The organism is Aureimonas phyllosphaerae (assembly GCF_047943035.1).
Taxonomy (GTDB): domain Bacteria; phylum Pseudomonadota; class Alphaproteobacteria; order Rhizobiales; family Rhizobiaceae; genus Aureimonas; species Aureimonas phyllosphaerae.
The window spans coordinates 3,700,578-3,721,999 of record NZ_CP181348.1 but is presented as its reverse complement, the minus strand read 5'-3'; the positions used below and the strand labels follow the sequence as shown (position 1 = coordinate 3,721,999).

The 21,422-nt window shown below is 68.2% G+C and carries 15 protein-coding genes; 8 read left to right on the top strand and 7 right to left on the bottom strand.

Annotated features, from left to right (window positions below; genetic code table 11):
- Positions 1-19 precede the first annotated feature (19 nt).
- On the bottom strand, positions 20-3,961 hold the full coding sequence (locus tag ACLNGM_RS17750) for a rhamnan synthesis F family protein (protein WP_416355949.1): 3,942 nt from the start codon (positions 3,959-3,961) through the stop codon (positions 20-22).
- 221 nt (positions 3,962-4,182) lie between these two features.
- On the opposite strand from ACLNGM_RS17750, the gene ACLNGM_RS17745 reads away from it, so the two are divergent.
- The gene (locus ACLNGM_RS17745; RefSeq protein ID WP_416355948.1) at positions 4,183-4,938 is read left to right on the top strand and encodes a FadR/GntR family transcriptional regulator; all 756 of its coding nucleotides are present in this window, start codon (positions 4,183-4,185) and stop codon (positions 4,936-4,938) included.
- Positions 4,939-4,971: 33 nt separating this feature from the next.
- Here the strand turns inward: ACLNGM_RS17745 and ACLNGM_RS17740 are convergent, their stop codons facing one another.
- Entirely contained in the window at positions 4,972-6,300 is a 1,329-nt protein-coding gene (locus ACLNGM_RS17740) for an FAD/NAD(P)-binding protein (RefSeq protein WP_416355947.1), read from the bottom strand.
- A 335-nt stretch (positions 6,301-6,635) separates the two neighbouring features.
- Between ACLNGM_RS17740 and ACLNGM_RS17735 the strand changes: the two genes are divergently transcribed.
- The gene (locus tag ACLNGM_RS17735) at positions 6,636-7,667 is read left to right on the top strand and encodes a sensor histidine kinase (RefSeq protein ID WP_416355946.1); all 1,032 of its coding nucleotides are present in this window, start codon (positions 6,636-6,638) and stop codon (positions 7,665-7,667) included.
- Positions 7,668-7,679: 12 nt separating this feature from the next.
- On the top strand, positions 7,680-8,069 hold the full coding sequence (locus ACLNGM_RS17730) for a response regulator (protein ID WP_416355945.1): 390 nt from the start codon (positions 7,680-7,682) through the stop codon (positions 8,067-8,069).
- A 4-nt stretch (positions 8,070-8,073) separates the two neighbouring features.
- Here the strand turns inward: ACLNGM_RS17730 and ACLNGM_RS17725 are convergent, their stop codons facing one another.
- Positions 8,074-8,934, bottom strand: coding sequence for an alpha/beta fold hydrolase (locus ACLNGM_RS17725; RefSeq protein WP_416355944.1), 861 nt, complete (start codon positions 8,932-8,934; stop codon positions 8,074-8,076).
- An 80-nt stretch (positions 8,935-9,014) separates the two neighbouring features.
- On the opposite strand from ACLNGM_RS17725, the gene ACLNGM_RS17720 reads away from it, so the two are divergent.
- Complete coding sequence (locus tag ACLNGM_RS17720) at positions 9,015-9,185, top strand: hypothetical protein (protein ID WP_175526714.1); 171 nt, start codon at positions 9,015-9,017, stop codon at positions 9,183-9,185.
- A 19-nt stretch (positions 9,186-9,204) separates the two neighbouring features.
- Here the strand turns inward: ACLNGM_RS17720 and ACLNGM_RS17715 are convergent, their stop codons facing one another.
- The 4 genes from ACLNGM_RS17715 to paoA form a co-directional block, all read right to left on the bottom strand.
- On the bottom strand, positions 9,205-10,833 hold the full coding sequence (locus ACLNGM_RS17715) for an MFS transporter (RefSeq protein WP_416355943.1): 1,629 nt from the start codon (positions 10,831-10,833) through the stop codon (positions 9,205-9,207).
- A gap of 153 nt (positions 10,834-10,986) precedes the next feature.
- Positions 10,987-13,197 carry an aldehyde oxidoreductase molybdenum-binding subunit PaoC gene (paoC, locus tag ACLNGM_RS17710; protein WP_416355942.1) on the bottom strand — a complete coding sequence of 737 codons (2,211 nt, stop codon included), beginning with the start codon at positions 13,195-13,197 and terminating at the stop codon, positions 10,987-10,989.
- Positions 13,198-13,201: 4 nt separating this feature from the next.
- Positions 13,202-14,152, bottom strand: coding sequence for an FAD binding domain-containing protein (locus tag ACLNGM_RS17705; protein WP_416355941.1), 951 nt, complete (start codon positions 14,150-14,152; stop codon positions 13,202-13,204).
- Positions 14,149-14,799 carry an aldehyde dehydrogenase iron-sulfur subunit PaoA gene (paoA, locus tag ACLNGM_RS17700; protein WP_416355940.1) on the bottom strand — a complete coding sequence of 217 codons (651 nt, stop codon included), beginning with the start codon at positions 14,797-14,799 and terminating at the stop codon, positions 14,149-14,151. Before paoA ends, ACLNGM_RS17705 begins: the two co-directional genes overlap by 4 nt.
- A 495-nt stretch (positions 14,800-15,294) precedes the next feature.
- On the opposite strand from paoA, the gene ACLNGM_RS17695 reads away from it, so the two are divergent.
- The 4 genes from ACLNGM_RS17695 to ACLNGM_RS17680 are packed head-to-tail and all read left to right on the top strand — an operon-like array spanning position 15,295 to position 21,422.
- Positions 15,295-16,821, top strand: a complete 1,527-nt coding sequence (locus ACLNGM_RS17695) for an acyl-CoA carboxylase subunit beta (protein WP_416355939.1) — start codon at positions 15,295-15,297, stop codon at positions 16,819-16,821.
- 26 nt (positions 16,822-16,847) lie between these two features.
- A complete protein-coding gene (gene mce / locus ACLNGM_RS17690; RefSeq protein ID WP_416355938.1) occupies positions 16,848-17,264 on the top strand; it encodes a methylmalonyl-CoA epimerase in 417 nt (138 codons plus the stop codon).
- Positions 17,251-19,413 (top strand): methylmalonyl-CoA mutase, encoded by a 2,163-nt coding sequence (gene scpA, locus ACLNGM_RS17685; protein ID WP_416355937.1) that lies wholly within the window; start codon positions 17,251-17,253, stop codon positions 19,411-19,413. Before mce ends, scpA begins: the two co-directional genes overlap by 14 nt.
- An 11-nt stretch (positions 19,414-19,424) precedes the next feature.
- Positions 19,425-21,422, top strand: coding sequence for a biotin carboxylase N-terminal domain-containing protein (locus ACLNGM_RS17680; protein WP_416355936.1), 1,998 nt, complete (start codon positions 19,425-19,427; stop codon positions 21,420-21,422).

The window sequence follows — 21,422 nt, the reverse complement described above, 5'->3', positions numbered from 1 at the left end:
CCCTCATCTCCCGATCGTCCTAGCGCACCGAGCCCCGCACGAGCGTCGTCGCGATCGTGTAGCCCGCCTTTTCCGCCGCGAAGGGCAGGAGGCGCTCCAGCGCGTGCAGCAGCGTTCCGTCCTTCGGCAGCGGCTCCGACGGGTAGTCCTCGACGCTCAGGCCGAGCTTGAAGAGCGGCTCCAGCGCGGCCGGCCGGGCCCAGAACATCGTACCGTTCGGGAAGTCGAACGCATGGGGCAGGGGCAGGGCGACGCCCATCCGCGATGCGAGATCCTCCGCCGCCTTCCGGCTGCCGTCCCAGCCGACGAGGTTGGGGTCTTCCGGGAAGACGAGACCCAGCCGCGCGTCGCGAGCGAAGGCTGCCGCGACGCGATCGGCCATCGGGTGGGCGCCGCCGAGGAGGTGCTCCCACAGGAAGGTGCGCCAGCGCTCGCCATAGGTCGCGTCGACGCCCTGCGTGTGGAGGCTGCGCTTGCCGTGCAGATGCCCGACGAGATCGTACTCCCCGAGCGTGCTGCGGCCGAGGGCGGTGAGGAAGGGGGCGATGTCGCGTCCCCGGTTCGGCACTTCCAAGAGTTCGACGCGACCTTTGCGATAGCTGTGGCTCGCGCCCCGAAGCGCCGCGAGCGCTTCGGGCGTATCGGTGGTGAGGAAGAGGTCGCAGGCGAGCGTGTTGGCCGAGAGCCGCTTCAAAAATTCCGGCAGAAGCTCGGGATAGTGGAAGTGGCCGTGAAGCATGACCTTGAGGCGAGTGGGCGCGGCTTCCGCCGGAGCATCCGCGCGGATGACGGGATGCGACCAAGGGCCTGCGGGGCGTCCGAGCGCGGCATATTCCGCCAGCGGATCGCGCTGGAGGCCCGGGTGGTCCGCCTCGAAGCGCAAAGGGTTGAAGCCGGGCAGCGGACGGCGGGGATAGGCGTAGGATTCGGGCGCCGCGCCGCGTGTCCGGCGGGCGGACGCGGCGACGTAGTGCGCGATCGCCGCCTCGCGGTCGAGCGTCGTCAGCACCTCGCCGGTGAAGAAGTCGCGGTCGAAGAGGTCGGGTTCAGCCGCGATCGCCTCGCGATCGCGCGCCTCGTCCCTCGCGCCGGCGATCGCCGCTTCCCCGAGATCGGCGAGCTTTCCGACATAGACGTTCATGTCGAAGGTCCGCCGGGCGATGGCGGTCAGATCCGCCGACACCGCCTCGTAATGCGCGCGGTCGGTCGCCAGCTTCGCGATCTCGACGCCGGCCAGATGCGTGTCGAGATGAGGCACGACGAGCGAGCGGGCGGCCTCGCCTTCGACCAGGATGTCGGACATGCCGGTCGCGCCGTCGAAGCAGACCACCGGCACGCCGCGCAGCGCCGCGTCGATCGAGACATTGGGCAGAGGATCGAGACGCGAGGGCAGGAGCAGCGCGTCCATCCGCTCGTAGACCGGCTCGAGGTCCGCCACGTTGTCGATGATGTCGAGGCAGTCCTCGAGACCAGATAGCTCGATTTGCGCCTGAACGTAGACCGAGAAGTTCAAGTCCTCGGCGGGCTTGTAGCCGTGGCCGATCCAGAGGAAACGGAATTTGCGGTCCGGGGCGGCGTTGCGGGCGGCCAGCGCGGCGGCGACGAAGAGATCGACGCCCTTGCGCTGCTGCACGGTTCCCATGCCGAGCACGAGGAAGGCGTCCTCGAAGCCGGGCGGGCGGAGGATGCCGGGAAGCTTTGGATCGTTGACGGCGTTCTTGGCCTTCGCGCTCGCGACCTTGGGCACCTCGGAGGGCCCCTGCGGAACGATGTCGCAGGCGCGCTTGCGCACGGCCTCGTATTCCAGCCGCGAGACCTCGTGGACGACGCGCGCCGGGAAGACGAGCCGCGACACCGTCTCGTAGAGATCGTGCAGCATGCCGGGCGGGCGATAGTAAGTCGAGAATTCGTGGACGAGGGCGATCACGGGGACGCCAGCGCGCTCGAGCGCCACGGCGAAGTGGCGGGTCTCGACGCTGTTGGCGATCGCAAAGTCGATCCGGTAATGCCGGACGATCTCTTCGACCACCGCCTCGGCTTCGAACGGATCGAAGCAGGCGGGCCGTCCGACCGGGCCGAGTGCCACGTCGGCCGCGCGCGCGAAGGTTTCCTCGAACTCGCCCCCCGCCATCAGCAGCGTCACGACGTTGTGCGTGCGGTGAAAACGGTCGGCGATGTTCCAGGCGAGGATCGGCGCGCCGGTGCGCGAGGCCTCGTGAGCAATGACGAGGACCGTGCGGCGCGCTGGATCGAAATGCGCCTCGGGGAAGGTCATCGACGCGGCGGCCGAGCTGCCCGCGCGGCCCTCGGTTGCGCCATGCAGCACGTAGTGCGCCAGAAGGTTCGGAACCGCTTCCGCAAGGTCAGGATAGCGCAGTGCATAGAAGCGGGGGTCGAAACGGGAGGACGGCCGTCGACGCGCGGCTTCGCCGACCGTCACGTAGTGCAGCGCCGCGTCGAGGCCGGTGAGGCCGATGCCCGCCTCGCGGGCATAATAGGCCACATCGAAATAGGGACTGCGCAGGATCGCCTCGGCGGTGCGCAGATCGTCCTCGGAGTAGGAGCGGATCGGACCCTCGATCGCCCCCGTCTCGCCGGCCTCCGGCGCGACTGAGCCGCGCTCGATCGCGGGTGGGGCCGGCCGGCGCGGGCTGGCGATGCCGCGCAGGAGCCGTACGGCTGGACGGACGGAAGAGCGGATGCGCGCGCGCGCGGCGGGCGAAACCCGATCGGCCATGCGGCGCAGCGGCGCGCCGGCGCGCCAGCTGAACGAAACGAGGACGGCCTGCAGGCTCTGCTGGGTCGCCTGCCATGCGGCGTACAACTGGTCGCGCTCGTCGCGAAGCTGCTGGCCCATCCGTTCGAGCGCATCCCGCTCTTCGGTCAGGAAGCCGGCATGGATGCGCCAGCGTTCCGTCTCGGCCCGTTCGACGTCGAGCCGGTGTGCCGCCTCGTTGGCCTGGCTCTCGACCACATGATCCATATGGGCGGCGTGCTGCTCGAGCGAATCGATCCGATCGTAGCGCGCCTCGAGGAGCCGGTTGGCACCCTTCACATAGCCGCGGAACAGGTTTTCGGCCGCGGCCAGCGTCTCCGATGCCGCGTCGAGCCGGGCGATCGCCTGGGGCGAGGCGGGCTCCTCGATCAAGGCGGCGAGCGCGTCCCAGACGTCCCCAACCAGCCATTCCAGCGAGCCCGGCGCGGCCTCGATGCGTTCGGGCGCGGTGTGATGGCGCATGTCGCCGGACAGGAAATCGTCGATGTCGGCGGCAACCTCGTCGAAGGACCGGGGCCATTCGATGCCGATGTCGGAGGCAATCCGGCTGGCGGCCGAACGCCAGTCGCGCATCACGGCATCGTACATCAGGAAGGAGCGGGGGCGCCCGCGCGAGTCGCGCTCGGCTGCCAGCACGTGCGAAAGCCAGAGAAGAAGGCCTTGCTCCAGCGGAAACTCGTTCCGCTTCTGCAGCGACTGCGCGACTTCCATCGGGTGGCGCAGCGGGTGAATGGTCGCGACCACCCGGCCCGTCGCCTCGACCGCCGGGATCCAGAGCGGCAGAAGCCGGCAGATGCGTGGATCCTTGATGAGGACGGACTCGGCCTCGCCGAGTTCGAGCGTCGCCAGCCGGCGCAGACGCTCCACCGCGCCAGCCTCTCTGGCGACCGCGAATGCGGCGTGCGGAATGCTGACGGCGTCGTCATAGAGATAGCCGAGTTCCCCGAGCAGCCGGTCATCGAACTCGACGAAACGGCGGTTCTCGAAGAAACCTTTCGGATTGTCGAAGGCTGCTGGGATCAGGTCGCCGGGAACGTCGATGCCGAGCCGCATCATCATGCCGGCGAGCGCCGAGGTGCCGCTGCGGTGCATTCCGACGATCAGGATCGCAAGACCGCGGGACGCGTCGAGCCGCATTTGGTCCGAAGCATGGATTCCGGCAGCTGCCTGGTTGTCTTCGATCATACTCGTTCCTGGTCGCGGCCGGCGATCGCAGCGCGGCTCCGTTTCTTTGGCCCCCCCGCACCGTCAAGGCAACAGGTTTCGAAATACGCTACGCTGGATCGGTTGTGCAGCCGTCCTCCGGCTTGCCAAGTCGTTCAACTCGCGGTCCACTCGCGGTTTGGGGATGGATCATATCGCTGGACGGACGATTCGTCCCGTTGGGGAGTTGAGTGCGAGTGCCGGTGAGCGAGACCGAACGAGCGGAACGCGCAGTGCCGAGGGGGCGCTCGCAGCGATTGCATGGCTCGATCGCGCAGGAGATCGGCACCGCGATCCTGACGGGCGCCTATGCGCCGGGCGACCTTCTCGCCAACGAGGTCGACTTCAGCGAACGGCTTAGCGTGTCGCGCACGGCCTATCGCGAGGCGGTGCGCATTCTGGCGGCGAAAGGGCTCGTCAGCAGCCGGCCGAAAGCCGGAACGCGCGTCAACGCCCGCAGCAACTGGAATTTCCTCGACCCCGACATCCTGCGCTGGATCTTCGAGAACGGGCCGCCGACGCCCGCCTTCGTACGCGAGCTCTTTGAACTGCGGCAGATCGTCGAGCCGTCCGCCGCCGCGTTGGCGGCGCAGCGCCACACGCGTGCCGACATCGCGGAACTGCGGGCAGCGCTGGAACTCATGGGACGGCACGGCCTTGGCGTCGAGGAAGGGCGCAATGCGGACCGCCTGTTCCACGAGACCATCCTGCGGGCGACGCGCAACGAGGCTCTTGGCACGTTGGCAAGCGGCATCGCCGCCGCGGTGCGCTGGACCACCCTATTCAAGGCGCGCGACGGGCGGATGCCGCGTGATCCGGTGCCCGAGCACGCCAAGGTCCTTGCGGCGATCGCTGCCGGGGATCCCGAGGCGGCCCGTCAGGCGATGGAAAACCTCGTCGGTCTCGCCTTCCAGGATATCCGCTCGGTGGATCCTCGTCTGATCGACGAGAGTGTCTGAGGACGCTCCTCACGACGGACGGATGCGCGGGCGCTAGGCAAGTTCGGCCGCCAGGCGACGTGCCTGTGCCCGAATGTCCGGTATCGCCGTGATCTCCCAGAAGCGTGCCTTTGTGACGGGACCGAGCGCAAAAATCCGGCCGGATGCCGTACCGGAGCGATCGGCCAGCCCACAGTTGGCCGCGACGTCGAGCCCGAGGCCGAGGGGGTCCATTCTCGCGATGCCGCTCTCGATCAGCTGTGTGACGAGGCCGGTTCCATCGGCGTCCGGTCGCCGCCGAATACCGGTGCAGTCGATGATCCGGTCGACGACCAGCGTTTCATGGTCGCCGCGGCGATGACGAATGCGCACGTGGTGGCGGTCCCCGTCCACGTGCTCGTCCACCAGCCGACCGGCGACAAGCCGGAGGAGGCCGCTCGACAGCGCTTCATGCGTCAGGTCGGCGAGAGCGGGCGGCATCCGGTGGCGATGGACGTCCCACATCGTCCGGCCGTGGCGCAGGAAGCGAGCGCGGCCCGAGGCGGGCATGGCGGACCAGATGGCACTGGCATGCGGGCGCACCGCATCCATGACCTCGCGCCAGTCGCGGCCCTCGCTCTCGGCCCAGCGCACGGTCCGCCTCAGCCAGCGAAGGAAGTAGCCGGGCCCGGTGCCGAGCGGGATATCAGCGGGATCGAGGTGGAACGGCGCGGTGACGGCATGGATGCGCGGCAGGAGCGCCCGACGCGACAGGGCGGTGACCCGGCCGCGATGGCCGCGCGCATGGAGCGAGGCGAGCTTGTCGATCATCGACAGGCCAGCGCCAAGGACCAGGATGTCCTCGTCCGGCCCGATCCCCAGATCTTTCGGCGAAGACCAGGCGGGATCGTAGGGGGAGGGGCCGACAGGGACGGCGTGACCGATCGCCAGAACCGCGCGATCGGCGGTGAGGCTGAGGCCGCTCGCCAGCGTGGCACTCACGCCGCGATGCGTCTGCGCCAGCGCGATGCAGGTGTCGCGCAGCACCCGCAGGCGCCCGTCGCCGCTGCCGGGCAGCCAATGACGGACGAGGTCGACGAGATAGTCGCGATACCGACTTCGCGGCGCGAAGCTGAACGCTCCCTCGAGTTCGCAGGCCGTCGCCGCCCCGCTCTCGACCAGCCAGCGCCAGAAGTGCTGGGGGTCGTCGTCGAAGGCGCTCATGTTCGCCGCGCGCGTGTTGAGGAGATGACAGGAATCCTTCGTCGAATAGGCGAGACCCTCGCCGATGCCCGAGCGCGGCTCGACGATCGTGACGTCGGTCCGATTGGCCTGTCGCAGGAGATGCGCGGCCAGCAGGACGCCGCTCGCACCGCCGCCGACGATGATCACATGATGCGTCATCCGGATACCCTCGTCCTTGCAGCGTCTCCTCGGCCAGGCAGTTCGGTGGAAAGCTCGATTTCCGATCCAGGCGTTTGCGGCATCATGATCCTTCAACTGCCGGAAGCCTCCAAACGAGGCGAGCGGTCGGTCTGAGCATCAGGCTAGGCAAGGAAACGCGCTTCGACGACGAATGGCGTTCCTCAATCCATCATATTTGTAGAAAAATGAGGCGTCCAGCGGTGTCGCCGACCGCCGAACGCCGGACACAAGACGTCGGCTATGCGGGTTGTTGTGGAAGTTCGGCACGGAACCGGGTAGTGGGCCCCGACGAAGAGGCGGGAGACCGGCATCGCATGGTATTCGAAGCGGCAAAGCGCGTGCGCTCGAGCCCGTTGAGCGCCTGGAGCCTTGCATGCGTCGCGTTCGGACTGGCCTTGGGGCTGCGGTTCGGCTTCGACCATATCCTTCCGGCCGGCTTCCCGTACCTGACGTTCTTTCCGGCAGTCATCCTCACCGCGTTCTTCGCGGGACCGCGGCCGGGTCTCGTCTGTGCCATCGCTTGCGGCCTGTCGGCCTGGTTCTGGTTCATTCCCCCGTTCGGCAGCTTCACTCTCGGCACGCCCGTTCTCATCGCGCTGGCCTTCTATTTGTTCGTCGTCGGGGTCGACATCGCGTTGATCGAGGCGATGCATGGCGCGGTCAGGCGGCTCGAGGCGGAGCGTGCGATCAATCAGCAGCTCCTCGCGCAGCAGAAGCTGCATCTGGAGGAAAGCCAGGCGCAGCAGCGCCAGCAGCGGGTGCTGCAGCGCGAGCTGTCGCATCGCATGAAGAACACGCTTGCCATGGTGCAGGCCGTGGTGTCGCAGAGCCTGCGCAACGCGACCGACCCGAAGGAAGCCGCTACGATGGCGTCGGCGCGGATCCAGGCGCTGGCGCGCGCGCAGGACATGCTGACGGCGACGGACTGGGCCGCGTCCGACGTGAAGGCGATCGTCGAGGCGTCGATCGCGCCCCATGTCGACGACCCTGCGCGCCTGCGCCTCGCGGGCCCATGCGTCGATCTCGACGCCCGGCACGCGCTCGGCCTCGCGCTCGCGATCCATGAACTGGCGACCAACGCCACGAAGTACGGAGCCCTTTCGGCCGACGGCGGCCACATCGCCGTTTCCTGGGACGTGGGCGACGGGGAGCGCTTTTCCTTCGAGTGGCGTGAGGAAGGCGGTCCGCCCGTTTCGGAACCGAATCGACGCGGCTTTGGTTCACGCCTGACGGAAAGGGTTGTTCCCGGCTATTTCCAAGGGCATGCGCAGACCGAGTTCGCCCCCCGTGGGCTTGTGTACCAACTCGACGGATCGCTGGCGGCGGACCGTCACGACCATTCCTGAGCACGACGTCGCATGACCATTCCGTTCGACAGATCCCGCATCGGCATCCTCGTGGTCGAGGACGAGCCGCTTCTCCTCCTCGATGCGATGGACATGGTGGAGGACGCCGGTTTCAAGGCCTACGGGGCGACCAGCGCGGACGAGGCGATCCGCCTGCTCGAGCGCCACGACGATATCCGCATCCTCTTCACCGACGTCGACATGCCAGGGTCCATGGACGGGCTGAAGCTCGCCCACGCCGTTCGCAACCGCTGGCCGCCGATGTCGATCATTGTGGCATCCGGGCACGTCAACGTTTCGCCGGAGGAGCTTCCGCGGGACGGTCTGTTCTTCGCCAAACCCTACCCTCCCGCTTCCCTCATCCGAACGGTCGAGGCGATGGCGCAGCGGATCGCGGGATAGGGTTTCAGGACTTCAGGAACGACAGAAGCGCCGCGTTGACGCGTCCGGGCTCCTCGCGATGCAGCCAGTGCGTTGCGTCCCGAAAGGTCTCAAGTCGCCCATCGTCGCAGAAGCGCAGGCTCCGGTCGGCGAGCCCACGCTCCAGAGCGGTATCCTGCAGACCCCAAAGAATCAGCGTCGGAACGGTGATGCGTTCCTGCACGCGCGGTCGCAGGCGGAGCGCACGATACCAGTTCAGCATTCCGGTCAGCGCGCCAGGGCGGCTCCAGGCCTCTCGATAAAGATCGAGGTCGGCGGACGTGAAGGCGTCGGGCCGACCGGTTTGGCGAAGGGCGCGCACCATCACGGCGAAACGGCGCGCGCCGAGCACCGCCTCGGGCAGAAGCGAAAACTGGAAGAATGCGGCATATCCACTGCGCAGGAACTGCGTCGGGGATCGCAGGGCATGGGGAAACAGCGCTTCCGGATGCGGGGCGTTGAGGATCGCCAGCCGCCGGAGCCGATGCGGCGCCTTGGCGGCGAGCGTCCAGGCGACGATGCCACCCCAATCATGGCCGACGAGGTCGAAGCGTTCGTGGCCCAGCGCGTCCGAGAGGGCGAGGACGTCGCCGACAAGCTTCGGCAACGCATAGGCGCCGACGCCCTTCGGCTTGTCGCTGAGATTATACCCACGCTGGTCGGGCACGATGACGCGAAAGCCGGCTTCCGCCAGCGCCTCCATCTGCGGACGCCAGCCGATCCAGAAATCGGGAAAGCCGTGCAGGAGAACGACCGGCGGTCCGCTCGCCGGCCCCGCCTGCACCACGTGAAGGCGCAGACCGTTGCAATGGATGGTGCGATGGGTCGGCGCGAAATCATCTTCCATGGTCGATCAACGTCGTCCCGCTCCGTCCGCTCCATCGCGCGTGCTAAAGCCGCGGGCGGTTCGGCGAAGCGAGGTGAACGATGAGTGCGGACGACAAGACCGAGACGACGCAGGAGAAGACGCAGCGCCTGAAAGCCGCGCGCCTTCAAGCCGAGCGGGACCGCGATGCCCGGATCGAGCGCGACACCCGCAAGGCCGCCGCGCGCCGGAAAGTGCTGGCGGGGCCGGCACCGGGCAAGGCGCCGCGCTAGTCCGGCGGCGGACGACGTCTCAGGGCACCTCGGGGTGCGGCTTCAGCGGCGTGTCGTCCATCACTGGAACCGTCTGCCGCTCGATCATGCGGTGGACGCGCGGCCGGCTCGCGCCCCGGTGGAGAGCCAGCAGGCGATCGTAAACGTCGGCGTCGGCCTTGGTGCGCCGCGTGTTGTGTCGGACGTACTCGACCCAGGTCGGCACATGGTACGTCTCGGTCCAGATTTCCGGGTTCTCAAGATCGCGCAGCAGCGACCATTGCCGGGCGCCGTCACGGATGCGCACGCGCCGTCGCTCCGCCATGACGGCGAGAAAGGCCTGCACGTCTTCGGCCGCGATCTCGTAGTCGACCAGCACCATGATCGGGCCGCTGCGCGAGCGAAGGTCCAGGCGCAGTTCCGGCTCCTTGAACCGGTCCAGCGGGTCGAGGTCGAGCGCGACGAGCGCGGGGATGCCGAAGCGCAGGCCGACCGCGGCGCCCGTCGCGAGAACCGCGCTTGATGCGAGGAGCGCGGACGAGGGGTCGTAGGCATCCGCGATGAGGCCCCAGATCCAGCTGCCGAGCGCCATGCCACCGAAGGTCGCTGTCTGATAGATCGACAGCGCGCGGCCGACCACCCAGCGCGGCGTCGACAGCTGAACCGTCACGTTGAAGAGGGAGAGCGTAAGCACCCAGGCGGCGCCGGCGGGCATCAGCGCGAGGCCCGTCAGCCAAGTCTGGCGGCTCCATGCCACCACCACGGCGCTCAGCGCGAATGTGAGGAAGCCGATCCGCGCGATCATCTCGCTCGACAATGCGCTGCGCAGCCGCGTCGAGAGCAGCGCGCCACCGATCGCGCCCACACCGAAGCAGCCGAGGAGGAGGCCGAAGGTCGCCGCATTGCCGGCGACGAGGTCGCGCGCGACGAGCGGCAGCAGCGCCAGAACGGACACCGCGCCGACACCGAACAGGAAGGCCCGGCCGATCACGGTGAGAAGGTTCGGCGACATCGCGACGAAGCGAAGGCCCGCCGACATCGCATGGCGAAATGTCTCGCGCGGCAGTGTCGAGGGTTGGCGCCGGTAGCCCCACCGGCCGAGCGCCGCGATTAGGGGAATGTAGCTGACCGCGTTCAAGGCGAAGGCGCCGGCCGCGCCGACCGATGCGACGATCAGGCCGCCGATGGCCGGACCGATGCTGCGCATCAGGTTGAAAGCCATGCTGTTCAGCGTCACGGCCGACGGGATGTCGGACCGGCTGACGAGATCGCCGATTGAGGCTTGCCAAGACGGGTTGTGGAGCGCCGTGCCGCAGCCGATCAGGAAGGTGAATAAGAGAAGTAGCCAGGGCGTCATCCAGCCCTGGATGGTCAGCGCGGCCAGTGCGACCGACGCCCCCATCATCAGGCTCTGCGCGACCAGCATCACCCGTCGCCGGTCGTAGCTGTCGGCGAGAGCCCCAGCCGCCAGCGAGAAGATCATGATCGGCAGCGTGGTCGCGGTCTGCACCAGCGCGACCATGTCGTCCGACGTCGCGATGCTCGCCATCATCCACCCGGCGCCGACCGCCTGGATCAGCCCGCCGAGGTTGGAGGCGAGAACCGCGGACCAGAGGAGGCGGAAGTCGGCGCTGCGGAACGGGCGAAGGAGCGGAGCGGTATCGGACAAGGAAGCGGAACGGGAAGGAATCGGGATCGTCTGGGACCCTTCCGGTTGTAGGGTGCGCGCGACGCCGCGTCCCGTCCGAAAGCGCCGGCCGGATCAAACATTGCAACGGCGGACGCGGAACCGTGAGGCTCCACGCCCGCCGCCGATGGTCGTTCAGGCGACGTCCGGCAGGTCCTCGATCAGCTTGTCGAGGGTGATCGGATAGTCGCGAACCCGGATGCCGGTGGCGTTGTGAATCGCGTTGGCGATCGCCGCCGAGACGCCGCAGAGCCCGAGTTCGCCGACACCCTTCGCCTTCATCGGCGAGACGTCGGGGTCGGTCTCGTCGAGGAACACGACCTCTTGATGCGGAATGTCGGCATGAACCGGCACCTCGTAGCCGGCGAGATCGTGGTTGATGAAGAGACCGTGCCGCTTGTCGACGACGAGATCCTCCATCAGCGCGCCGCCGACGCCCATTGTCATGCCGCCGATGACCTGGCTGCGGGCGGTGAGGGGATTGAGGATGCGCCCGGCCGCGCAGACCGCAAGCATGCGGCGTACGCGGACCTCGGCCGTCGCCATGTCGACTCCGACTTCCACGAAATGGGCGCCGAAGGTCGACTGCTGCTTGTTCTTCATCATCTCCTTCGAGAACTCGATCTTGTCCTCGGCGACGATCTCACCCTCACTGGCTGCATCGGCAATTGGCACCTGCCGGTCGCCCGCGCGCACCATCCCGTCCGCGAACTCGGCGGTCGACGGGTCGAGGCCGAGCTTGCCGGCGATCGCCTCGCGCAGCTTGACGCAGGCAGCATAGACGCCGGCCGTCGAGGAGTTGGCACCCCACTGGCCGCCGGACCCGGCGGAGACCGGGAACATCGAGTCGCCGAGCGTGACCTGCACCTTGTCGAGCGGCAGGCCCATCATCTCCGCCGCCGTCTGCGCGATGATCGTGTAGGAGCCGGTGCCGATGTCGGTCATGTCGGTCTCGACCGTTACCACGCCGTCGCGGCCCAGTCGGGCGCGGGCGCCCGAATCCATGTTCATGTTGTTGCGGAAGGCGCTCGCGACGCCCATGCCGACCATCCAGCGGCCGTCGCGGACCTGCGCGGGCCGGGCATTGCGCGCACTCCACCCGAACTTTTCCGCGCCCTGGCGGAAGCAGTCCGCGAGACGACGCTGCGAGAAGGGACGCGACGGATCCTCGGGGTCGACCTGCGTGTCGTTCAGGATGCGGAACTGGACGGGGTCCTGGCCGAGTTGCTCGGCGAGTTCGTCCATCGCGACCTCCAGCGCCATCAGGCCGGGCGCCTCGCCGGGCGCGCGCATGGCGTTGCCTTCCGGCAGGTCGAGAACGGCGAGCTTCAGCGACGTCATCCGGTTGGCGCCGGCATAGAGAAGCCGCGTCTGCTGCGTGGCGACCTCCGGCTGGCCGCCCTCCAGATCGCCCGACCAGCTTTCGTGCGCGATCGCCGTGATCTTGCCGTCGCGCTCCGCGCCGATCCGCACGCGCTGGATCGTGGCGGGGCGGTGCGTCGTGTTGTTGGCCATCATCGGCCGGGACAGTGCGACCTTGACCGGGCGCCCCGCCGCCTTCGCGCCGAGCGCCGCCATCACGGCATCCGCCCGCAGGAACAGCTTGCCGCCGAAGCCGCCGCCGATGAAGGGCGAGACGATGCGCACCTTCTCCGGCGCGATCTTCAGCGTCTTGGCAAGATCGGCCGAGCCCCAAGCGATCATCTGGTTGGAGGTCCAGACGGTGACGCTGTCACCATTCCATTCGGCGAGCGACGCGTGCGGCTCCATCATCGCGTGGCTCTGGTCGGGCGTCGTGTAGCTTTGGTCGAACTTGACGGGCGCTGAGGCGAAGGCGCTCGCGAAATCGCCCGCGCCGGTCTGGGTCGGCGACTCTTCGGTCGACGGCGCGTCGGGCGCGGTGTCCTTGGCGGCCGCGAGGTCAAAGGCGCCGTCGGCGCTCTCATAGGCGATGTCGAGCATCATGGCCGCGGCGCGGGCCTGCTCGAAGGTCTCGGCAACGACGACCGCGACCGCCTGATGGTAGTGCTGCACTTCGGGCCCGCCGAGGAGCTTGGCGGTGTTCTTGTCGCCCTTGCCGAGTTCTCCGGCGTTCTCGTGGGTGACGATCGCGACGACGCCCGGCGCGCGCCGGGCGACCGTCGAGTCGAGGCGCGTGATGCGTCCCTTGGCGATGGCGGAGCCCACGACGTAACCGTAGGCGACGTTCTCGGCGACGTCGTGGTGCTCGTAGGCGTAGGGCGCGGTGCCCGTCACCTTCAGGCGACCGTCGATGCGCTCGTGCGGCTGACCGACGACGCGTTCCCGGTCGATCGGATTGGTGCCGGCGGGGGTGTCGAACTTCATCGGATCAGCTCCTCGCTTCGGTCAGCACGGCGCCGAGCGTGCGCTCGGTCAGCGGAATCTTGAAGGCGTTGTGCTCGGTGGTCCTGGCATCGGCGAAGAGCCGCGCGGCGGCTGGCTTGGCGCCCTCGCGCAGCCGCGCGTCGGCTTCCGCGACGCGCCAGGGCCGCGGCGCGACACCGCCGATCGCCACGCGCCCCGTGCCGTCCGGCTGGATCACCGCCGCGACCGAGACGACGGCGAAGGCATAGGACGCGCGGTCGCGAACCTTGCGGTAGATGTGCTTGCCGCCGAGCGGCGCGGGCAGGGTGACCGCGGTGACGAACTCGCCCGCCTCCAGCGCGGTCTCGACCTCCGGCGTGTCGCCGGGCAGTCGGTGGAAGTCGGCGAACGCGATGGTGCGGGTCGCCCCGTCAGGCTTCACGGTTTCGACCGAGGCGTCGAGGACGCTGAGCGCGACATTCATGTCGGACGGGTTGGTGGCGATGCAGGCGTCGCTGACGCCGACGACGCCGAGAAGACGCGAATAGCCCTCGATCGCGGCGCAGCCGGCGCCCGGCTGGCGTTTGTTGCAGGCCATGTTGGTGTCGTAGAAGTAGGGGCAGCGCGTGCGCTGGAGGAGGTTGCCGGCCGTCGTCGCCTTGTTGCGCAGCTGGCCGGACGCACCCGCCACAACCGCCCGCGTCAGCACGCCGTAGTCGCGCCGCACGCGCTCGTCGGCGGCCATGTCGGTGTTGCGCACGAGCGCGCCGATGCGAAGGCCGCCGTCCTCGGTCGCCTCGATCGTGTCGAGGCCGAGCCGGTTGACGTCGATGAGATGGCGTGGCGCCTCGATCTCAAGCTTCATCAGGTCGAGGAGATTGGTGCCGCCGGCGATGAACTTGGCGTCGGGCCGGGCCGCCGCAGCCTTGGCGGCTTCCGCCGGGGAGTTGGCGCGCTCGAAGGTGAAGGACTTCATGCGGGCCTCCCGGCGACTTCGGCCATGGCGTCGGCGATGTTGGAATAGGCGCCGCAGCGGCAGATGTTGCCGCTCATGCGCTCGCGCATTTCTTCGTTCGTGGCTTCCATCGAACCGTTGAGATCGGCGGTGACATGGCTCGGAATGCCGGCCTTGACCTCTTCGAGGACGCCGACTGCCGAGCAGATCTGACCCGGCGTGCAGTAGCCGCACTGGTAGCCGTCGTGCTTCAGGAAGGCCTCCTGCATCGGGTGCAGGTTGTCGGGGGTCCCGAGGCCCTCGATCGTCGTGATCTCGTCGCCCTCGTGCAGCACCGCGAGCGTCAGGCAGGCGTTGATGCGCCGGCCGTTGACCATCACGGTGCAGGCGCCGCACTGGCCGTGGTCGCAGCCCTTCTTCGTGCCGGTGAGCTTGATATGCTCACGCAACGCATCGAGGAGCGTGGTGTGCAGATCGAGGTCGAGCTCACGCCGTTCGCCGTTGACGGTGAAGGCGACAGGCGCCGTGATCGCGGCGTCCGCAGCCGCGCCGCTCGTCGCGGACGACTGCGCCAGCGCGGAGGCGGGCAGGGCGCCGAGCGCGGCGGTCGCCGTCACGCCGGACATGAGCTGCCGCCGGTTCAGTTCAAGGTCGGGGAATCTCGACATGGTTCGCGAGGCTCTTCGGTGGGGCGCAACGGGAGACCCAACGCGATTCGCCGTTGCCGGTCGGCGGATCGGGGGCCTGAACGCAAGGGATCGATGCCATCGCGCTCCACCCGGACGGTGATGCGCTGGCATCGCTGCAGTTTGTAACTAATCCAGATTGCGCCGCCGGCTACCGGCAGCACGCGCGTCGTCATCCGGTCGCGGCACACAATGTCGGGAGGCGCTGGGCTCCGACCCATGCACGCGATCGCTTCCCGAGCCGCTGCCAAGGGCCTGCAGATGCTGGCCGTCCGGCAGTTGGCCAGTCTCGGCCGTGCGGCTGAGTTCGGTTCCCGGATCGGCTGAACGCGACCGAGGCAGCGTGGCGCTTCGCCGCGTCGTGGGTCGCCGATGCCTCGCTTGCCGGAATGTGCGAAAGCCCGTGTCCGACGCGAGACGGCGGTTGCAGCGGGCCCGTCCCTTCCTCCATCCTGTCGCGGTAAAGGGAGGCCGTGCATGTCGTCGACGATTGAGGAACTCGAACGCCGCCGCGCCGCCGCGCGCGAGGGCGGCGGCGAACGCCGCGTCGCGGCGCAGCACGCCAAGGGCAAGCTCACGGCGCGCGAACGCCTCGACGTCCTGCTCGACGAAGGTTCGTTCGAGGAGCTCGACATGTTCGTCGAGCACAACTGCACCGACTTCGGCATGGAAACGCAGATCGTACCCGGCGACGGGGTCGTTACGGGATCGGGCACGATCAATGGCCGGCTGGTCTTCGTCTTCAGCCAGGACTTTACGGTGTTCGGCGGTTCGCTCTCGGAGCGCCACGCGGCTAAGATCTGCAAGATCATGGACATGGCGCTGAAGGTCGGCGCGCCGGTGATCGGGCTGAACGATTCGGGCGGCGCGCGCATCCAGGAAGGCGTGGCTTCGCTCGGCGGCTATGCCGAGGTGTTCCAGCGCAACGTGCTGGCGTCCGGCGTCGTGCCGCAACTCAGCCTCGTGATGGGGCCGTGCGCGGGCGGCGCCGTCTATTCACCGGCGATGACCGACTTCATCTTCATGGTGAAGGATTCGAGCTACATGTTCGTCACCGGCCCGGACGTCGTGAAGACGGTGACCAACGAGGTGGTGAGCCAGGAGGATCTCGGCGGCGCGGTGACGCACACGACGAAATCCTCGGTCGCCGACTGCGCCTTCGAGAACGACATCGAGGTGCTGCTCGCCGCGCGCGACTTCATGGGTTTCCTGCCCGCCTCGAACCGGACGGGGGTGCCCGAGCGCCCGAGCCCCGACCCGTTCGACCGTCTGGAGCCGAGCCTCGACACACTGATCCCGCCGAGCGCCAACCAGCCCTACGATATGCACGAGCTGGTCTCAAAAGTCGTCGACGAGGGCGAGTTCTTCGAAATCCAGCCGAACCATGCGGGCAACATCATCGTCGGGTTCGGGCGCATCGAAGGGCGCACGATCGGGCTCGTGGCCAACCAGCCGATGGTCCTCGCGGGCTGCCTCGACATCGCGGCCTCGAAGAAGGCGGCGCGCTTCGTGCGCTTCTGCGACGCGTTCGAAATCCCGATCGTCACCTTCGTCGACGTGCCGGGCTTCCTGCCGGGCGTCGCGCAGGAGCACAACGGCATCATCAAGCACGGGGCGAAGCTCCTCTTCGCCTATGCCGAGGCGACGGTGCCGAAGATCACTGTCATCACCCGGAAGGCCTATGGCGGCGCCTACGACGTGATGGCGTCCAAGCACCTGCGCGGCGACCTGAACTACGCGTGGCCCACCGCCGAGATCGCGGTGATGGGCGCGAAGGGCGCGGTCGAGATCATCTTCCGCGGCCGAAGCGCCGAGGAGATCGCGACCCGTACGGCGGAATACGAGAGCCGCTTCGCCAACCCGTTCGTCGCGGCGTCCAAGGGGTTCGTCGACGAGGTGATCATGCCGCATTCCACCCGTCGGCGTGTGGCGCTGGGCCTGCGCAAGCTGCGGGGCAAGCAGTTGCAGAATCCCTGGAAGAAGCACGACAACATTCCGCTATGAACGGCAAAGGGACGGGAGGCCCCGCGATGTTCGGACGCCTGAATCATGTCGGGGTGGCGACGCCTTCGATCGCGCGCGCGGGCGAGCACTACGCCGCGCTTTTCGGAGAGGCAGCGGTCGGCACGCCCTTCGATCTGCCCGAGCAGGGCGTGAAGGTCTGCTTCGTCGACGCCGGGAACACGCAGGTCGAACTCATCGAACCGCTGGACGACGCCTCGCCGGTCGCCGGTTTTCTCCAGCGCAATCCGGCCGGCGGGCAGCACCATCTCTGTTTCGAGGTCGCCGATCTCGATGCCGCCATCGCGGACCTTGCATCCCGAGGCGTCCGCGCGCTCGGACCCCCGCGCATCGGCGCCCACGGGACGCGGATCGTCTTCCTGCACCCGCGCGACATGGGCGGCGTTCTGATCGAACTCATGGAGGCCCCCGATGGCGGACACTGAGCGGCCTTCGCTGCGGGACTGGGACGCGCTGGCGGCGCGCGAGGTGAAGGGCCGCGATCTCGACTGGGAGACGCCCGAGGGTATCACGGTCAAGCCTCTCTACACCGCCGAGGACGTCGCCGGCTGGGATCCCGGCCTGCCGGGCTTCGCGCCTTTCACACGCGGCGTGCGCGCTTCGATGTATGCCGGGCGCCCCTGGACGATCAGGCAATATGCCGGGTTTTCGACCGCCGAAGAGTCCAACGCCTTCTATCGCCGCAATCTCGCGGCGGGCCAGAAGGGCCTGTCGGTCGCCTTCGACCTGGCCACCCATCGCGGCTACGATTCGGATCACCCCCGCGTCGTCGGCGACGTCGGCAAGGCGGGCGTCGCGATCGACACGGTTGAGGACATGAAGATCCTCTTCGACGGCATTCCCTTGGGAGAGATGTCGGTTTCGATGACGATGAATGGGGCGGTGATCCCGGTACTCGCCTTCTTCATTGTCGCGGGGGAGGAGCAGGGCGTGCCACGCGACCGGCTCGACGGGACCATCCAGAACGACATCCTCAAGGAGTTCATGGTCCGCAACACATATATCTATCCGCCCGAACCCTCGATGCGGATCGTCTCGGACATCTTCGCCTACACGAGCCGCGAGATGCCGAAGTTTAACTCGATCTCGATCTCCGGCTACCATATGCAGGAAGCCGGGGCGACGCAGCTCCAGGAGCTTGCCTTCACCATCGCCGACGGCATGGAATACGTGCGCTACGGCGTGGCGTCGGGGCTCGATATCGATGCATTTGCGGGGCGTTTGAGCTTCTTCTTCGCGATCGGCATGAACTTCTTCATGGAAGTCGCCAAGCTGCGCGCCGCCCGCGTCCTGTGGCACCGGGCGATGACCGAACTCGGGGCGCGGGACGAGCGCTCCAAGATGCTGCGCACGCATTGCCAGACGTCGGGCGTCTCGCTGACAGAGCAGGACCCGTACAACAACGTCATGCGCACCACGATCGAGGCGATGGCCGCGATGCTCGGCGGCACGCAGTCGCTCCACACCAACGCGCTCGACGAGGCGATCGCGCTGCCGACCGACTTCTCCGCCCGCATCGCCCGCAACACGCAGCTCGTGCTGCAGGAGGAGACGGGCATGACGAGGGTCGTCGATCCGCTCGGCGGTTCCTACTATGTCGAGAGCCTGACCAAGGCGCTCGTGGACGGCGCGTGGGCGCTCATCGAGCGCATCCGTGCTGAGGGCGGAATGGCCAAGGCCGTCGCGGCCGGCTGGCCGAAGGCGATGATCGAGGAAGCGGCGGCAGCGAAGGCCGCTCGGGTCGATCGCGGCGAGGACGTGATCGTCGGCGTCAATCGCTATCGGCTGGAGGCCGAGGCGCCGATCGAGATCCTCGACGTCGACAACCATGCCGTCCGCGAGGCGCAGGTCGCGCGGATCCAAAGGGTCAAGGCCGAGCGCGACGCCGAGGCCGTCAGGGCGGCGCTCGATGCCTTGCGCGAGGGGGCGTCGGGACGCGGCAACCTTCTCGAACTCGCCGTCGCGTGCGCGAGGGCCCGCGCGACGCTCGGTGAAATCTCGGCTGCGATGGAGGACGTCTTCGGTCGCTACGACACGCAGCCTCGGCCGGTCAGCGGCGTCTATGGCGGAGCCTACGCCGACGATCCCCGCTGGACGCGGCTGACGGACGCCGTGGCGGCGACGGAGCGGCGCCTCGGGCGTCGGCCGCGCATGCTGGTCGCCAAGATGGGGCAGGATGGGCACGATCGCGGCGCAAACCTCGTGTCCTCGATGTTCGGCGATCTCGGCTTCGAGATCGTGCCGGGCCCCCTGTTCCAGACGCCGGACGAGGCCGCGGCTCTCGCGGTGGAGCGCGAGGTCGATATCGTCGGCGCCTCGTCACTGGCGGCCGGCCACAAGACGCTGATCCCGGACCTGATCGCGCGCCTCGGCGAACTCGGCCGCTCCGACATCAAGGTCGTGGCCGGCGGCGTCATCCCGGCGCAGGACTACGACGCGCTTCGCCGCGCCGGTGTCCACGCGATCTTCGGACCCGGCACCAATCTCGTGGAGGCGGCGGCCGAAGTGCTACGCCTCCTCGGCCACAACATGCCGCCGCTCGGCGACACCGGCGATCGCAACGCCGCAGAATGAAAGCGTCTCCCGTGTTCCGTAAGATCCTGATTGCAAACCGGGGCGAGATTGCCTGCCGCGTCATGCGCACCGCGAAGCGCATGGGCATCGCGACGGTCGCCGTCTATTCCGATGCCGACGCGCTGAGCCCGCATGTTCGTATGGCGGACGAGGCCGTGCGCCTCGGGCCGGCGCCCGCGGCGGAAAGCTACCTGCGCGCCGACCTCATTCTCGAGGCCGCGAAGGCGACCGGCGCCGACTGCATTCACCCCGGCTACGGCTTCCTCTCGGAGCGCGAGAGCTTCGCGCGCGCCTGCGAGGACGCCGGCATCGCCTTCGTAGGCCCGCCGCCCGGCGCCATCGCGGCGATGGGCGACAAGATCCAGTCCAAGAAGCTGGCGAAGGCGGCCGGCGTCAACGTCGTTCCCGGCTTTCTCGGCGAGATCGAGAGCACGGACGATGCCGTGCGGATCGCGTCCGAGATCGGCTTTCCCGTGATGATGAAGGCTTCTGCCGGCGGCGGCGGCAAGGGTATGCGGCTCGCTTGGGGCGAGGGCGACGTGCGCGAGGGCTTCGAGGCGGTCAGGCGCGAGGGGCTGGCGAGCTTCGGCGACGACCGCGTCTTCATCGAGAAGTTCATCGAGAGCCCCCGCCACATCGAGATCCAGGTGCTCGGCGACAAGCACGGCACCGTCCTCTACCTCGGCGAGCGCGAGTGCTCGATCCAGCGGCGGCACCAGAAGGTGGTCGAGGAAGCGCCGTCGCCCTTCGTCACGCCCGAGATGCGGCAGGCGATGGGCGAACAGGCCGTCGCGCTCGCCAAGGCCGTCGGCTACCAATCGGCGGGCACCGTCGAACTCATCGTCTCCGGCGCCGACCCGACGGGAAAAAGTTTCTATTTCCTGGAGATGAACACGCGTCTTCAGGTGGAGCATCCGGTGACCGAGATGGTCACCGAGCTCGATCTCGTCGAGGAAATGATCCGGGTCGCGGCGGGCGAGCCGCTGCGGATCGGCCAGGACGACGTTCGCCTCGATGGCTGGTCGATCGAGACCCGCATCTATGCGGAAGACCCGTATCGCGGTTTCCTGCCGTCGACCGGCCGCCTGACCCGCTATCGCCCGCCGGCGTCCCGCGACGGCGTTCGCGTCGACGACGGCGTCGCCGAGGGCAGCGAGGTCTCGATGTTCTACGACCCGATGATCGCCAAGCTCGTGACCCACGGGTCGACGCGGGGCGAAGCCATCGACCGCCAGGTCGAGGCGCTCGACCGCTTCGAGCTGAGCGGCCTCGGCAACAACATCGATTTCCTCTCCGCAATCATGCAGCACCCGCGATTTCGCGACGGGCACCTCACCACCGGCTTCATCGCGGAGGAGTATCCCGAAGGCTTCACCGGCACCGAGCCGGACGCGGCGCTGGCGCGAAAGCTCGCGGTGGCCGGCGTTCTCGTCTCGGTTCTCCGGGCCGAGCGCGATGCCCGGATCGACGGTCAGCTCGGACCGCCGATCCGGCCGAATGCTGCGCGCATCGCGCAATTCGGCGACCAACGTTTCGAGGTCGTCGTCTCCGGCGAGGGCAGCGAGCGTCGTGTCTCGATCGATGGGGCCGAACCCGTGCCGGCCGCGCTCGACTGGCGCTTCGGCGAGGCGATGGCGCGACTGCGGTTCGTGGGCGAGGACCTGTCGCTGCGCATTCGGCCGACCCTGACCGGCGCGCGCCTGACGACGCGCGGGGCGACGCACGAGGTCCGCGTCTCCCTGCCGCGCGTGTTCGAACTGTCCCGCCACATGCTTCACAAGGAGCCGCCGGACCTGTCGCGCCTCCTGATCTGCCCGATGCCGGGCCTCCTGACGCGGCTCGGCGTGAAGCCCGGAGACCGGGTGGAAGCGGGGCAAGTGCTTGGCACCATCGAGGCGATGAAGATGGAGAACAACCTCAGGGCGCCGAAGGCCGCGACGATCGGCGCGGTGCACGCGGCGGTCGGCGACAGCCTGCCGGCCGATTTCGTCATCCTCGAATTCGAATGA

What these genes read in the sequence shown, in the direction of transcription:
- scpA (WP_416355937.1), top strand. Translation starts at nt 17,251, where the DNA reads ATGGCGGACACTGAGCGGCCTTCGCTGCGGGACTGGGACGCGCTGGCG.
- paoC (WP_416355942.1), bottom strand. Translation starts at nt 13,197, where the DNA reads ATGAAGTTCGACACCCCCGCCGGCACCAATCCGATCGACCGGGAACGC.
- ACLNGM_RS17750 (WP_416355949.1), bottom strand. Translation starts at nt 3,961, where the DNA reads ATGATCGAAGACAACCAGGCAGCTGCCGGAATCCATGCTTCGGACCAA.
- ACLNGM_RS17735 (WP_416355946.1), top strand. Translation starts at nt 6,636, where the DNA reads ATGGTATTCGAAGCGGCAAAGCGCGTGCGCTCGAGCCCGTTGAGCGCC.
- paoA (WP_416355940.1), bottom strand. Translation starts at nt 14,799, where the DNA reads ATGTCGAGATTCCCCGACCTTGAACTGAACCGGCGGCAGCTCATGTCC.
- ACLNGM_RS17725 (WP_416355944.1), bottom strand. Translation starts at nt 8,934, where the DNA reads ATGGAAGATGATTTCGCGCCGACCCATCGCACCATCCATTGCAACGGT.
- ACLNGM_RS17720 (WP_175526714.1), top strand. Translation starts at nt 9,015, where the DNA reads ATGAGTGCGGACGACAAGACCGAGACGACGCAGGAGAAGACGCAGCGC.
- ACLNGM_RS17695 (WP_416355939.1), top strand. Translation starts at nt 15,295, where the DNA reads ATGTCGTCGACGATTGAGGAACTCGAACGCCGCCGCGCCGCCGCGCGC.
- ACLNGM_RS17740 (WP_416355947.1), bottom strand. Translation starts at nt 6,300, where the DNA reads ATGACGCATCATGTGATCATCGTCGGCGGCGGTGCGAGCGGCGTCCTG.
- ACLNGM_RS17705 (WP_416355941.1), bottom strand. Translation starts at nt 14,152, where the DNA reads ATGAAGTCCTTCACCTTCGAGCGCGCCAACTCCCCGGCGGAAGCCGCC.
- ACLNGM_RS17730 (WP_416355945.1), top strand. Translation starts at nt 7,680, where the DNA reads ATGACCATTCCGTTCGACAGATCCCGCATCGGCATCCTCGTGGTCGAG.
- mce (WP_416355938.1), top strand. Translation starts at nt 16,848, where the DNA reads ATGTTCGGACGCCTGAATCATGTCGGGGTGGCGACGCCTTCGATCGCG.